Below are 14,351 nucleotides of genomic sequence, written 5' to 3'. Positions count from 1 at the left end.
TATAGTTGGCTAGCCTTTGTTTACGGCAAATGTGACTTCCCGACCGTACAGCACTTGCTCGTGCTTCGCGATTGCATCCTCAGAGAATCGCTGCGTAATCTTCCGTGCCGGATTGCCGGCTACGATGGAGTAAGGCTCAACATCCTTCGTCACAACGGATCCCGCTGCCACGATCGCGCCTCTTCCGATCACGACGCCGGAGAGCAGAATCGCGCCGAACCCAATCCACACATCATCGCCGATCGTAATTTGAATGCCTTTTCCAGGCCCGTCATATGCCTTCTCGCCAATCCACGGCGCCTGCCTAATCGCACGCCCGACGACGGCGTAATCATGATCATATCGGCCGATGATGCCAACTTGATTGGCGATCATGACATTATGTCCAATGCTGCCGTCACACTCGAGCGTGCATCGCTTGCCAATGTAGACGTTGTCTCCGATCCGAAGACGATTAGGTGCCCAGAGCGTGGAACCGAGACCGATATGGACATCCTTCCCGAGTTCAACGCCGGAGCGTACCGCATAACGGAACAACCATTTCTGAATCCATTTTTTCCCGGGGAAGGTTAACATACTGCAGCCTCTGCCGTCCGTTCGCCGAGCGCTTGCAGCACTCCCTCTGCGAACCGATCCGCCATTTCCTCAACGGTGTACACATTGCCTGTCTCTAAGCAGCCTTTTACAAGCGAAGTGTACGCCTTGTCATTGTGCAGCAGTGCTACAACCTTCTCCGAGTACTCCGCGACATTCTCGGAATCCTTACAGATAATACCGTTGTAGCCATCGACCAAGTACTCAATTTCCGGACTATGGTACGGCAAATCCGTGGTAACAATCGGTACGCCTAGCGCGAAGGTATCGAGGACGGCGAGTCCGACGAGCCCCGGCATTAAGAACAGCTTCGAGATCGCGAAGTACGGTACTTTATCCGCATCAAACTTGGGCCCGACATAATGGATCCACTCGTATTTCTTGGCTGCTTCCTTCACCAGGCCATCTTCTGCACCCGCTCCGATAAATATCATATGGAAATCGGGCACTTGCTTGCGGACATTCAGGCATGCTTCTATAAGAAACGGAAGCCGCTTCTCTTCATACATGCCGCCGGCATAGATGCAGATCTGATTGCTTGCGATGCCCATATCACGCTTCAGCTGTTCTAACTCTGAATATTTTAGCGTTGCATTGACATCCGTCAATTGCTTCGTATCAATGGCATTTTGCACAATGGTTATCCGATCATTCGGAAAGCCGATATCACGAACGACATCCGCGCTGGTTCTGTTGTAGGAGAACCACCAGTGCACGCGCTTGGAGAGAAATTTCTTCAATTTCTCCCCAAACGAGCTTGCGGTATGGCCTTGAAAGTTTTTACCATGTCCCCAGAAAGCCATCTTACGCTTCCCCATGACGTGTGTCGCAAACAAGTAGTAGTTGACGAGCAGTTTACTTGCTTGCTCTACGATAACCATGTCCGCATTTCTCAAATGCTTCACACAAGGCTGCCAATACAGCTCGCGGCCGCCGATACGAATGATACGGTTCATAATCTTGTGAGCCCAAGCCAGCTCAACCGTATCTTTCTTCGCCGCATCCTTCTTGCCGGGCTGACCGTAGATCAGATTCAGCTCGACTCCGTTACGAATCAGCCTTTCCCTAAGCAGTTCAAAGAACTTGCGCCGGTATTGCGGCAGATTCTTGTATACAATCGCAACTTGATATTTGGTGTCTTGCATCAGCTTTCATTCCTTCCGGCTGTTTGCATCGCCAACTGCGCATCACGATAATTAGGCTTCTTCAGCTTTAGCGTCATCATATACTGGGCTTTGCGTCTGACACTGCGGTAAATTCTGCGCACGTAGGTGCGAAGTGTCGGCGGGTTCACCGGCTCTTGCAGCGCTTGCCCCCACAGTGACTTCACGATTTCGCGGTACAGCTTGAAGTTAGGCGGAACCCGATATTTCTCCGGCACGGAGAGCAGCACGGTCAGCAGCTTGCGGTTATTGAAGGGGCAAAATTCATCAACAGCGATATCTTGCTCTGCCGCGTACATCGCCCCCCAATTTCCCATCCGCATTTCCCAATAAAAGAGATCGAAAATGTCGATTTTGGAGCGCTTCGCAATACCCTCAGATTGCTCCAGCCACTTGGCATAGATGGCAGTTGGGTATTCCAGCTTCTTAAATTTGAATACTTTTGCCAGCAACTCAGGTGTCACATTCTTGGCAGCATGATGGGTGTACACACATTTCTTCGCGATCTCGCTGCAAATGCCGCAAATGTTAATGCGATCCTGCAAGTATTTGTAATGGCGGTAGATAATCAAGGATTTAGGCAGATGACGCGCCATCGTGACATTCTTGTTGTAGATGCTCTTGAAGTTCTCATCCATCTCTTCCGTGCACTCATCGACATGATACTCCAAGCCGAGCTTCTTCAAGAGTCTGGAAGGCACTTTGACGTCCACGCTCTCTGCGGATAAATTCGAATGCTTGCCGATATAGTAGTAGACCGACTGCTTGACGTTCTTACTGGCTGCGAGCAATGATCTGCTTTCCCAGCCGGCAGTGACGGGGATCATGATCTTCTTCCGTTTGGCCATCCCTTCAATCGCACCTCTGAGAAGCACCGATGCTTCAGCTACCGCTTCCTTAATCGACAACGGCTGAAGCGCTTGATACGGCCAGTAACGATGCGTCGTTACCCGGTTTAGGTCCAAATAATGGTTAGGGAGCAGATGGCGAATGCCCTTGTAAGGCGAACCTTCGCCGGGCCATGCGCATTCCTCGGACGCGAATTGAGGAGAATCCATGAACTGCTTCATTTGATCACAGGTATCTTCCGGAATCTGCAGCATTTCCGCCAAGCGATTCGCTTGCGATGCGCACCAGAGCCCTTCTTCCGTCTCCACGTAATGGATCTGCCTTAATCCGCACGGATCGTGGAATAATCGGATACCGCAGTTATCTTTATGAATAAGAATCCACCGGCCGCCGTAAGGCTCACTGCGCCTTGTCAGTTCTTCGAAGGAAGAAAGATTTTCTTGCAGCCTTGCCAAGATGCTCTTGTTCGTTTCATTTGGATGGTAAGGATCAATTATGTAACCAAGCAGCGTCAGCTGAACGCCATTCTTCAGCTTCGTCTGCTCAAATTGCAAATCCGGATGGACGGATGCATAGCAGCCCCCATCGATCTCTACAGACTTCCATCCCGAAAGCACTACCGGCCGCGGGCCCATAATAAATTGTCTGCGATATAATAATTGTTCCTCCATAAGCTGCTCCACCGTCTTATCCCCCTTGAATGAATTAAACTGATAAACCGACATAACGATCCAGCAGATTCTTAGTTACACCTTGCACAATTGGACTTACAGTCCCTCTTGGATCATTTGCTGGATTCGCTAAGCCGAATCCCCAGTAAATCGTTCCGGAGCTGAATATGATCGACTTACTCCAATGCTCATATATGGTGCTGTTGGCTTCGTACGTCTTATCGATCAAATTTACGACTTTGGATGAAGATATAATTTCAAGGTTTGGCGGTGTAAACAAATGATCGGCGACGCCATCGAACTCCCAGCCAATCAGCTTAGGTACCTTATCGCCCTTCTTAACCCGCAGGCCGTTAAACAGCCAATGCTCCGGATTACTGACGACCCAATCCTGAGATTCTTTAACCACAGATCCCCAGTTCTGCCCGATAATCAGGTTCTCTGGTTCATCCACTGCCTCCCATGTCGTTGTAAGCAGCTTACGGTTCGAGATCGTGTCTTCATTGGCACGATACTTATAGCAGGTTTGAATCCGCGGCTCCTGTGTAGATAATAGACTTGGAGAATCCTCGTACCTGCTTTGCCAGTAAATCGAATTAGCCCCCAGAAAAGCCATATGTACACCATTATCTCTAAATTCTTCCAAATATTCGCGCATGGGTCTAGAGTAATATTCGTCATGCCCTATAGACAGAAAAGCTTTCGGCTTCCACTTCACGCGCGACAAATGGGTATCGATGTTCGTTACGTAACCAATGTCATACCCCTGTGATTCCATCCAATAGACCGTCGGGAATTCGATGAATAAGTCCCCGGCTCCGTTATCCTGTTCATAAGGCCGATTGTAAGAGATCGACACCGCATTGTTCTTCGGATCCACATCATGATCCTTATACTCATGCGTCTCGTTGTCATAATGTCCATAATACCCGTGTCCGCCCCAGGCACTGTAGGCATGCCACGTTGAGACAGATGCTTGCACCATGAGATCATGCGCCTTCTTATCATCTCGAACGATGAAAGGGACATAGGTTTCAAAGCCTGCGGCATCTGTCAGCTTCGTCAGATAGTAGCCGGATACTGCATCTGCTGGGACGGTCCATTGATACGAAGCGTTCCAATTCAAATCGAGCAGTTTCGTGACCGCGTGAGGCTCCGGCAGTCCGTTTCTTCCCGCCTTACTGGACCACCAGCCCTGTGCCATACCTTTGAGCCCTTTGGCCTCATGAACTAGCCGGCCTCCCTTGCCCTGGTAATACCCTAGCCTGAACGTCTGCAATTGATAGAGCGTTCCGGCTTTCTTGGTGCTGATCATGTAAGCGATCGTTTCTCCTGCGGCGACGCTTGTCGCCGAAACATACCCTTGTATCTCGCCTAATGCAGCCTTCGTGAATTTCCAGGCACTGGTGCCCGGCTTCTTATTCTCTTCACTGATTAAGGTGTTAGCAGGTTCAGTAGGAGCTTGCTTGGGAGCTGAAGGTCCGCCATCGTCCAGAAATTTATTCGCATGGGCGATTACATAGTTCAATCCCGTCAAGCCTAGGAGGGCACCTCCTCCGACACCTGCCATTAATTTTATAAAATCTCTGCGCGTATAAGGTTGGTCTTTATCGAATTTCTTGTTTGTCATACTGCCCTCCTATATGACTGCCAAATTAGATGATGAGCTTCTTGCGTTCCTTATTGATCATTTCCTGTTCCTTAAGCAAGCCTAAGCCTTCATAGTGGAAGCCGATGCGCTGCAGCTCGCTTTGGTTCAGCACATTGCGGGTATCGAGCATAACCGGCTGTCTCATGCGCTTCGCCACTTTCGTCCAATCAAGCGCTTGATATTCATCCCAATGCGTCAGAAGTACGACCATATCCGTATCTTCCACCGCTTCGTATGCCGAGCGGCTGAATTCCACCGATAATGTGCTGTTCAGTGATTTGAACATCTCCATCCCTTGCGGATCGTGCACCTTCACATGTGCGCCAAGCTCGATCAATCTCGCAATGATGAAGGAAGCTTGCGTCTTGCGGGCATCATCTGTATTCGGTTTAAAGGTAAGTCCCAGAATACAGACTGTTTTCCCGTGAAGCGTCTTGAGCTGGCGCTGAATCTTCTCGACGACAAAAGTATGCATCCGCTCATTCGACTGCATCGCCGTCTTCACGATGCTCAGCTCGCTGCCGTACTGTTGGCTCGTATGTAGAAATTCTGCCGTATCCTTCGGAAAGCAGCTGCCGCTCCATCCGCTGGATACTTCCAGGAACCGATCCCCGATCCGGGTATCCATCCCCATTCCCTTGGAGACATCCGGTACATTCGCTCCCAATGCCTCGCATAAGCGGGCAACCTCGTTGATGTAGCTGATTTTCACAGCGAGGAAGGCGTTGGCTGCATATTTGATCATCTCTGCGCTCTTCGTGTCCGTCTCAAAATACTTCGCGCGAGGCGCATCTGGCTTATAGTGGAAGCTAAAGTGGCTCTTGATTTTGTCATAGCTTTCTCTCGTAAGAATGGAATGATAGAGCTGGCGCATTCGCTCTCTGGCCACTGGATGATTCGTGCCGATAACGATGCGATCCGGGAAGAACACATCTTCAAGCGCATATCCTTCTCTTAGAAATTCCGGATTACTGATGACCGTGAAGTTCTGCTCGGCAACCAGACCCGAATCATGCGCAATTATCGAAGAGACGAGGTCAGCTGTTCCAACCGGAACGGTGGATTTATTGACGATTACGCTAAAGCGATCCCGGTTCAGCTGCTTCCCTATATTCGAGGCAGCCGACTTGATATAAGAGAGGTCTACGCTGCCATCCGGCTTAGATGGCGTCCCAACGCCTATGAAAATCACATCCGCGGTTCGGATCGCTTCATAGGAAGTGGTAGCAACCAAAGTTCTCCCGACACAGTAATGAAGGAGATCTGTTAAACCCGGCTCGTATATCGGGCTCTGTCCTGCATTCATCATCGCTACCTTCTGCTCATTGATATCGATAACGGTTGTTTTGTGGCCTACAGCCGCGAATGCAGCTCCCGTAACACTACCTACATATCCAGATCCGATACATACTATATTCATTTACATTCTCCCTCTCTATTGTAAGATGAGATTTGAGCGATAGACTTCTATCGTGCGAAGTAGACCTTCTTTCAGACTGACAGCCGGTTGCCAGCCTAGTATTTGATTCGCTTTATCGATGACCGGTCTGCGCACTTTAGGATCATGCTCCGGCAGCGGATGGTGAACGATGACGCTCTCCGATCCCGTCAATTCCTTCACAAGATGCGCTACCTCGAGGATGGAATATTCAACCGGATTGCCGATATTGATAATTTGCCCTGTAGCCCCATCGTGCTCCATCATGAGCTGCAGTCCTCGTATGTTGTCATCTACATAGCAGAACGATCTTGTCTGCGAGCCATCGCCGTACACCGTAATTTCACTGCCAGTCAACGCTTGATTGACGAAATTCGAAATGACCCTTCCATCATCGTTGCGCAGCCCTGCAGAGTAGGTGTTGAAAATCCGCGCTACCTTCACATCCACACCGTACCTCGAATAATATTCGTAGCACATGACTTCACCCAGTCGCTTCGCTTCATCGTAACAAGCTCTTGGCCCCCAGGTATTCACATTGCCGTTGTAAGTTTCTTTTTGCGGATGCTGCTCCGGGTCGCCGTAAGCCTCGCTTGTGCTCGCATAAACCAGCTTGGCTGACTTGCGTCTTGCAAGCTCCAGCATATGACGCGTCCCGATTGTGTTGACATCGATAGTCTCGAAAGGCGCGCTTTGATAGAACTTTGGCGAAGCCGGCGAGGCCAGGTGATAGATGGCATGAATCTCTTCGATTTCCCGCTCCAGCAGCTCTACAATTTGGTTATCCGTTACATCAACTTCGAGGAAGGAGAATGCGTCGTATTGCAAGCAGGCCTTGAGGTTCGTCATTCTTCCTGTCGACAGGTTATCAATACCGATGACCCGATTCCCTTTATCGAGCAGCTCCTTGGCTAAATGCGAGCCAAGAAACCCGGCAGCGCCTGAAATAACAACATTCATCGTAACCCCTCCGAAATATTTATTTACACCTAGCTGTATTTGCCCCAGCTATCTGTACTCCTGATATCGCAAACCGCCCATTCCTGCCAGCATGCCGACTCCTTGGCTGATGAGCAATAAGGATTTCGTTAACGCAATGCTGCCTCCAATGAGTGCAGCCGGTATTCGAACGATGCCCTGCATAATCCGGAAAATCCCTTTGCACAGTCGAAGCACCGTAACCTTAGGGCTGCCGATGATTTCCCTTTCGCACTGCACATATGTAATACCGGTCCGATAGGATCGCCGCATGAGCCAGCTGATTTGAAGTCTGTTCGGGGAAACCGGCTCATATGCAACAGCCTCGTCAGCCCATACGATCCGATGACCTGCTTTGCGCAGCCGCATGAAAAAATGGGTATCTTCACCGCCGGTCAGTGCGAACCGTCCGTCAAACCACTGGGGCAGATTTCTCAAAATGCTCGAACGGATCAGCACATTACCCGATGCGGTGAAGGGAAGCTCCTGTCCTGTCGGGAATCGCTCCCGATCATAGAACCCGCCTTCCTTGCTCCATTTGGGTGCATTCGCCGGAAACTCCGGCAACACCGGACCTGCGACTACATCCGCTTGAAATCGCCGCTGCACATGCAGCAGCTCATCAAGCCAGCCCGGTTCCGGCATCTCATCGTCATCGATAAAGGCGATAAATTTGCTGTCGCCGAAAGCTAATGACATGGCTGTGTTTCTGGCATAAGAGATCCCCTTTACGCTTTCCACGTGACGGATGACCGGCCATGGGAAATCCACTAGCTCCTTCGATAAATAAGCGATGCCCCCACCCTCAGGATCATTGTCCACCACGACCACTTTGATTTGCGGCAATGGGACCTGATGGAAATGCTGTCGCTTTAATCCCTGGAAGAGGCGCATTAATCCATCATTTCGTTTGTAAGTCAGAATACATATCGCTACGTCAAACATAAGCATCCTCCCCCTGCTTCACTTCGCCTTAACCCGTCTTAACGCGATGGATAACGATAGGCTGGTTGAGACATAGATGACCCAGAAAAAACTGTTCGGCCGAAGTATCGTGTTCTCCGTTAGGTTGTATAAGAACATGAACATGAAGTAAATAAGCGGGCAGAAGCTGATGATCGTGCCGGTATGCCGAATGTAGCTCACGGCTTTCTTGAAACCGACGATGATATGTAGAAGGACCAAGGTCAGTCCGATAACCCCTATATCCAGCCACACATCGAGAAATCCATTATGCGAATGCGGCGGATCCCACTTCGTAACGAGCCACACATAGGCTGATTCTCCGTCTAGGCCAAGCCAGAAACCATTGAAGCCATAGCCAAGCAGCGGTCGCTTCGTAATCATTTCCCATACGGCCGCCCATAGCTCGGTTCGTCCGGTTAGTGTAATATCTCGATCCATTAAGGTTAGAATGAGCTCTGCATTGCTGAAAATCAGCGCGACCGCCCCGCCAACCAGCATGAGTCCGAACATCCAGTAGAGTACTGCCACGTTTATATTCCAGCGAAACGATTGCAGAAATGGTAAGAGCATGACCAGCACCAGCATGATGACCAATGCAGTCTTGGATGTGGAGAGCAGCATGAGTCCAAGAGATCCGATTAGACCGGCCCAGATCCACATCTTCTTCCTCTCCTTGTTAAGAAGAAAGATGAAGAACAGCACCGAACTGAAGCACATGATTCTTCCTAACTGATTCTTGTGGGCAAGAACACCTTGCCAGGCAGCCCCGCGATCATCGGTCATGATGCCGTATTGAGGAAGGAAGATTCCGAATAGGAAGCTGAAGGCAATGACGATAAGAAATACGCGGCTTATCATGACGAACTGTTGCTTCAAGCTGTAGTTGACCGCCATATAAAGCGCGAATAGGTTCGTTCCAATGAGCGCGAATGCTCTGCGAAGCGTTACATCCGGAGCTGCAGACCATACGACTGAGCTTATGACAACGAATGTCAGCATGAGGAGCAGCTTATCCTGGCGAAGTACGACCAAGAGCACTCTCCATCTTATACAGCAAAGCACAAACGCGAAGGCGTAAATCACGGCCCACAACTTCTGAATTAGCGGATTGCCATCTGATATCGCTTCGCCAGCGCTTCCTTGAAGGAGCGTGAAGAAGGATTGGGTGAACATGAGGATCGCGAACATCATGTAACCATATTCCAGCTTTTTCAGCATTCCGGTAATGAATGCTCTGTGCTGCGCAAACGTCCGTAAGCCAAGTTGAACTGCATAATGGTTCACTTCGCTATCCCCCTGTTCATTTGGATACCGTGCTGCCTAGAGACAGACTTCTTTGATTGAGCACATAGATCGCGGTCCAATAGCAGATCGCGAGCGATACCTCGGTTGCAATCGTGACCACTACCGTTCCTCGCCAGAGGAAGATCGGAATCACGATCAGGTTCGCGATGACATTAAGGATAGCGGCCGAAGCCTGTATGCTGGAGCGAATCCCTTGATAACCGGCTCCAGTAAGCGTATCTGCTGCGAAACTCTGAATGCTCTTTAATAGTGGGATGATCGCGAGCCACTTAATCGCGTCAATCGCCATTACGTAATCGTCCCCCAGTATCCATGGTAAATAAGGTGCCAATAAATAAACGCCAATGCCTGCAAGTGCGCTGTAGCTTACGGCAACGGGCAGCAGCTTCCTTGTGAGCGCTAAGCTTCCGGATATTCCTTGCTCCCCTTCTCGAAAGAACCTTGCATAGGTTGCGCTCATCAAGGAACGAAGCGGCGTCAGCGTAACATCCATAATTCGGCTTGCTGCAGAGAAGATACCGGCTGACTGCAGATCTCCGAATCGCACGAGCATCGTCTTGTTAATATCGTTGTAAATGACAACGGAGGACAAGCTGATTGAGAAGTAGAAGCCCTGTTTAAGTTCGGTGATCAGCTTTCTAAATTCGACCTTCGGAACGCCCAGTTCACGAATGACGATGATTATGGCGATTAGCATACAGAGCAGCGTACTGACAAAGTACAGAAAGCCCCATGTTTCAGGCGTCTTCGCCGGTGCCCAAGCCACGAGCGCAATCGCGCCGAGTAACCTTAATGCGCCAAGTGTAACTTGAATTTGTGCTGTGCGCTTCAGCTTCTGATGCGCCTGAAAGGATTGCCCGCTAATATCAAGCACCCTGTACATGATCAGATCCGATATCGCAATCCAGAAGATCAGCATCGGATTAACGGAATCCGGCAGCACATATCGAGCGGCAATAAAGACGATGCAGGTCAGCAGTACACCTGAGATGATCGTCATCATAATGGCGTTGCCTAAGTAGGTGCGGAACACCTTCTGGTCTCTAGCCACATTCATAACCAGCAGCTCGCCTCGTCCTAAACTTGAGAAAGGGGCCAATATGGCGACAAGTGAAACGGTTCCGACGAAAATACCGTATCCGTTTACGCCCAGTGTGCGAGCAATGATAATGAAATAGGCCGCCTGCAGCACGATTCGAAAACCCTGTCCAGCAAACATCCATAATGTATTCCGAAGCAATTGGCTGTCCTGGAAGCGGTTCTGCATCTATTCCACATCTCCCTAAAAGTTGTTACTCCCCGTTAATGGGTATTGCTGCGAAATATTACTCGCACGGTTTGATAGAGGATCGACAGATCCAGCTTGACAGACACTTGATTGATATACCTGAAGTCATGATGCAAATTGAAATGTATCGGTTGCTTGCGATCCTCGCTGATTTGCCAAAGTCCGGTTAATCCCGGCTTCACGAGAAATCGCTGCTTCTCATACTCGGTGTAATAAGCATCGACTATGGATTTCTGCTCCGGTCTTGGGCCGATGAAGCTCATCTCGCCTCGCAGGATATTGAGCAGCTGCGGCAATTCATCCAAACTCGTCTTGCGCAGCAGCTTCCCGATTGGCGTGACCCTTGGATCGGAGTCACTCGTTGGCGAGAAGCCTTCCTTCGGAACATGGCTGTGCATCGTCCGAAATTTATAAATTTGGAACTCCCTGCCGTCTTTACCGACCCGAGGCTGCTTGAAGATCGGAGACCCCGGCGAAGTCCATTTAATGAAGATATAAATGATGCACAGAAAAGGCAGCAGCGCCAGGAACAATAGGGAAGCTATCAAGTAATCCATGGCCACTTTGAAATACGTTTCATATAGTGTCGATTTCCCCTGCGTTTCAGACTCGCCGGTAATCGGCAGCATCGATTTCATTACCTGCTCCGCTCCTCTAGCTTCATCTTTTGTTCCGCTTCCTTCAGTAGTCTCATCAGCCCTTTGATCGCCTCTACAGCGACGATGAGGACGAGGCAGACAAGAAAGCCTAAAACGCCGCCAAGTAATACGTTCAATACAATGTTGGGGCTGACTGGAGCGGCATTCTTAACCGGTACCGCTTCATCTACAATCATTACGTTGTCTAGGTTGACGAATACACTCACATTCTTGGAGAACGATCGCGCAACCTCATTGATGACTCTGACTGCCCGCTCCTGGTTCGTGTCGGTGAATGTCAGTGTGATAAGAAAGGTCACGTTCGATGTTTTGACCGTTAAATTCTGGAGCACCTTCTCTGGAGACACGCTATTGTCCAGCCGACGGGATACGTCAATGGCGATCGTACGTGTTTTAATGAGTCCCTCATAGGTCTTAATCAGCTGCTGGTTACTCATGATGCTGTTGTACATATTCTGGGAGGTCATATTTTGTGGCTGTACTAGCAAAGTGGACTTTGCTGCATAAGTAGGAACGACGAAATAGTTGCTGTACCCCCAGCCTGCGCCTCCGCAAAGCAAAGGGAAGAGAATGAGCAGCACGATCCATCTCTTCAACAGCTTTAGCATGAAGATCAGCTTCTCGTAGAAGCCGATTTGTTTGGCTCGACCTAGCTCTTGCTTCGCAGGCAGATCATCCAGCTCCAACTGGTCCAGTTGGTTCAAATCCTTCGCGGAAAGCGATCGTGGAGGATACAAGTCAGTTGTCAGATCAAGCACCCTAGAACTCCTTACTGTTTCGATCACAAACACCACCTAACTTAATTTGACGGAAAGTATACAGTTTGTAACATCACTCATAAAACTAATTTACGATACAAAATGTATCATGTCAAGTGATTTAGACAACTATATCCATCTAAAGAATCTCTAAATTCGACGCCTGATTCGAGGTATATTTTCACAAAATATTATTGCTTTCCTCATATACAAAATGTAGCATCTTTCAACAAAATAAAGACAAGCCTCCATTCCCCTATCCTTGAATGAAGGCCTGTCCTACTGTGCCGTTGCTGTTGCGCGATCGCCCTCATCAGGGGTTAATCATTATCTTTAATTTCAATAATCGCTTCGCCAATATCGCCGATTTTCACGCCGCCTTTAGGGTTCTTCAGACGGATGCGGAATGTCTCGCTGGCCTCGACTAATTTGTCATCCACGATCTTTAACTCAATTTGCTTATGAGTTTCGCCGCTCTTGAACGTAACCGTCTCCAGCTGACCTAAGAAATCCTTATCCTTGGTTGCCGTGATATCGCACAGGCAGTAATCGATGGATATTGGCCCGAACTTGCCGTCTACCCGATCGATGCTCACAGCTGCGAATTTCTGTCCTTCATTTACGGTGTATGTGGCCTTGTGTAGTGTCACTTTACCTTTGTTGATTTTCAGGTGAACGATGCTGCCGGCGAAGACTGCATTTTGTGTGAAGAACAAGCTTAAAACAATAAAAAGGATAAAGCTGATACGGCGAAGCTTCTTAGATTTACCTGTGTTAACTCGATTCGTAAGCAAGAGTTTTCCCCCTCATAATGATACGTTTTGTTTACTAAATCGATTATATGTTACTAAATGTATCATTGTCAACTCTTGTATTTTCATAAGAAAATAACCCGGGTGCCTGCGTGCAGACATCCGGGTTAAGACGTATTACGACACCTTTTTGATATGTGCAACAAGCTCATTATGAATCCGCGAACGCTCCTGGTCATCTACGATATAATACCAAACCTTATTGATCGTTTGTCCTTTTCCTTTGATTTCGATCGTAGTCGTCTTGTGGATTAATGGCCGATAATCGGTTACGAAAGTCTTCATTTCCGCGAATGTAATGTTCGTCTTCACACTGTCGCCAAGCTCGCCCAGCAGCGACTGCAGATGCTTGACGTTCGAGATGTTCATCGCGTTCGTCATCACTTCCTGCAAGATGTCACGCTGGCGCGTGTTGCGTCCAAAATCACCTCGCGGGTCATCATACCGCATGCGGGAATACTTCAGCGCATCTGTCCCGTTTAGGGAGAGGTGCCCCTTCTGGAAGCTATGCCCTTGATAATCAAAGGCGAACGGATTATCGACCTCAACGCCGCCGATAAGATCGATTAGACGCGCGAAGCCTTCCATATTTACTTTGACATAATAATCGATCGGATAATCCAAGAACTGCTCTACGGATTGAATCGACATTTCCACGCCGCCGAACGCGTAAGCATGATTGATTTTGTCCACCGTATGATGACCGACAATGTCCGTCCGCGTATCGCGTGGAATATTAAACATGAGGATAGACTGCTTCGCCGGATTGACGCTAAGTAAGATCATCGTATCGGAGCGCCCGCGATCATTCTTCCGCTCATCGACACCTAAAACGAGCACCGTGAACGGATCTAGATTTTTCATTTTCACAGGCTCCGGCACCTTCACCTTCTTCACTTCCACGTCCTTACTAATATAGACCGGTTTGACAGGTGCCAGCTCCTCGTACATCTTAGCTGCTGTTTGCTCGGCAGAGTGATAGAGATACCAGACGAACCCACCAACAAGCAGTAGGATCGTCGCTAGTACAGCTCCTGACCAAACAACTATACGTTTCATTGGACGCTTCATGCCGCAGAACTCCTTTGCGTTATCTCGACTAGCCTGATTGGATACATAATGTAGGAATTAATTGAAAATATCTTTATCAGAAGCGAAAAACCATTCAAAAAAAGATACAAATTGTATCTGTTTTGTTATCACTTTACGTTACAATTTG

The 14,351-nt window shown here is 49.0% G+C and carries 13 protein-coding genes; all 13 read right to left on the bottom strand.

Annotation, left to right across the window (positions count from 1 at the left end; genetic code table 11):
- Positions 1-9: 9 nt before the first annotated feature.
- The 13 genes from AC50Y3_RS08205 to AC50Y3_RS08145 all read right to left on the bottom strand — a co-directional run bounded on the left by AC50Y3_RS08205 (position 10) and on the right by AC50Y3_RS08145 (position 14,203).
- Positions 10-576, bottom strand: coding sequence for an acyltransferase (locus AC50Y3_RS08205; RefSeq protein WP_494818288.1), 567 nt, complete (start codon positions 574-576; stop codon positions 10-12).
- Positions 570-1,739 carry a glycosyltransferase family 4 protein gene (locus tag AC50Y3_RS08200; RefSeq protein WP_494818287.1) on the bottom strand — a complete coding sequence of 390 codons (1,170 nt, stop codon included), beginning with the start codon at positions 1,737-1,739 and terminating at the stop codon, positions 570-572. Before AC50Y3_RS08200 ends, AC50Y3_RS08205 begins: the two co-directional genes overlap by 7 nt.
- Entirely contained in the window at positions 1,739-3,289 is a 1,551-nt protein-coding gene (locus tag AC50Y3_RS08195; RefSeq protein ID WP_494818286.1) for a class II glutamine amidotransferase domain-containing protein, read from the bottom strand. Before AC50Y3_RS08195 ends, AC50Y3_RS08200 begins: the two co-directional genes overlap by 1 nt.
- A gap of 22 nt (positions 3,290-3,311) precedes the next feature.
- A complete protein-coding gene (locus AC50Y3_RS08190; protein WP_494818285.1) occupies positions 3,312-4,907 on the bottom strand; it encodes a N,N-dimethylformamidase beta subunit family domain-containing protein in 1,596 nt (531 codons plus the stop codon).
- A gap of 25 nt (positions 4,908-4,932) precedes the next feature.
- Positions 4,933-6,348: a UDP-glucose dehydrogenase family protein gene (locus AC50Y3_RS08185; protein WP_494818284.1), complete on the bottom strand. Its 1,416-nt coding sequence runs from the start codon at positions 6,346-6,348 to the stop codon at positions 4,933-4,935.
- A gap of 15 nt (positions 6,349-6,363) precedes the next feature.
- Positions 6,364-7,326 carry an NAD-dependent epimerase/dehydratase family protein gene (locus tag AC50Y3_RS08180; RefSeq protein WP_494818283.1) on the bottom strand — a complete coding sequence of 321 codons (963 nt, stop codon included), beginning with the start codon at positions 7,324-7,326 and terminating at the stop codon, positions 6,364-6,366.
- 48 nt (positions 7,327-7,374) lie between these two features.
- Positions 7,375-8,289 (bottom strand): glycosyltransferase family 2 protein, encoded by a 915-nt coding sequence (locus AC50Y3_RS08175; protein ID WP_494818282.1) that lies wholly within the window; start codon positions 8,287-8,289, stop codon positions 7,375-7,377.
- Between the two features lie 18 nt (positions 8,290-8,307).
- Positions 8,308-9,594 carry an O-antigen ligase family protein gene (locus AC50Y3_RS08170; RefSeq protein WP_494818281.1) on the bottom strand — a complete coding sequence of 429 codons (1,287 nt, stop codon included), beginning with the start codon at positions 9,592-9,594 and terminating at the stop codon, positions 8,308-8,310.
- 16 nt (positions 9,595-9,610) lie between these two features.
- Complete coding sequence (locus AC50Y3_RS08165; protein ID WP_494818280.1) at positions 9,611-10,882, bottom strand: oligosaccharide flippase family protein; 1,272 nt, start codon at positions 10,880-10,882, stop codon at positions 9,611-9,613.
- 35 nt (positions 10,883-10,917) lie between these two features.
- Positions 10,918-11,541, bottom strand: a complete 624-nt coding sequence (locus tag AC50Y3_RS08160; protein WP_494818279.1) for a sugar transferase — start codon at positions 11,539-11,541, stop codon at positions 10,918-10,920.
- Positions 11,541-12,320 (bottom strand): YveK family protein, encoded by a 780-nt coding sequence (locus AC50Y3_RS08155; protein ID WP_494818278.1) that lies wholly within the window; start codon positions 12,318-12,320, stop codon positions 11,541-11,543. The genes AC50Y3_RS08160 and AC50Y3_RS08155 overlap by 1 nt, the downstream gene beginning before the upstream one ends.
- Before the next feature lie 320 nt (positions 12,321-12,640).
- Positions 12,641-13,114, bottom strand: a complete 474-nt coding sequence (locus AC50Y3_RS08150; RefSeq protein ID WP_494818277.1) for a Calx-beta domain-containing protein — start codon at positions 13,112-13,114, stop codon at positions 12,641-12,643.
- A 135-nt stretch (positions 13,115-13,249) separates the two neighbouring features.
- Positions 13,250-14,203: an LCP family glycopolymer transferase gene (locus AC50Y3_RS08145; protein ID WP_494818276.1), complete on the bottom strand. Its 954-nt coding sequence runs from the start codon at positions 14,201-14,203 to the stop codon at positions 13,250-13,252.
- Positions 14,204-14,351 lie beyond the last annotated feature (148 nt).

This window comes from Paenibacillus sp. J22R98, assembly GCF_059383835.1.
This window is presented reverse-complemented; position numbering and strand designations above follow the sequence as displayed.

Bases quoted from the DNA above. Each gene is read 5' to 3' on its own strand.
- AC50Y3_RS08205 (WP_494818288.1), bottom strand. From the start codon at position 576: ATGTTAACCTTCCCCGGGAAAAAATGGATTCAGAAATGGTTGTTCCGT.
- AC50Y3_RS08200 (WP_494818287.1), bottom strand. From the start codon at position 1,739: ATGCAAGACACCAAATATCAAGTTGCGATTGTATACAAGAATCTGCCG.
- AC50Y3_RS08190 (WP_494818285.1), bottom strand. From the start codon at position 4,907: ATGACAAACAAGAAATTCGATAAAGACCAACCTTATACGCGCAGAGAT.
- AC50Y3_RS08185 (WP_494818284.1), bottom strand. From the start codon at position 6,348: ATGAATATAGTATGTATCGGATCTGGATATGTAGGTAGTGTTACGGGA.
- AC50Y3_RS08180 (WP_494818283.1), bottom strand. From the start codon at position 7,326: ATGAATGTTGTTATTTCAGGCGCTGCCGGGTTTCTTGGCTCGCATTTA.
- AC50Y3_RS08175 (WP_494818282.1), bottom strand. From the start codon at position 8,289: ATGTTTGACGTAGCGATATGTATTCTGACTTACAAACGAAATGATGGA.
- AC50Y3_RS08165 (WP_494818280.1), bottom strand. From the start codon at position 10,882: ATGCAGAACCGCTTCCAGGACAGCCAATTGCTTCGGAATACATTATGG.
- AC50Y3_RS08160 (WP_494818279.1), bottom strand. From the start codon at position 11,541: ATGAAATCGATGCTGCCGATTACCGGCGAGTCTGAAACGCAGGGGAAA.
- AC50Y3_RS08145 (WP_494818276.1), bottom strand. From the start codon at position 14,203: ATGAAGCGTCCAATGAAACGTATAGTTGTTTGGTCAGGAGCTGTACTA.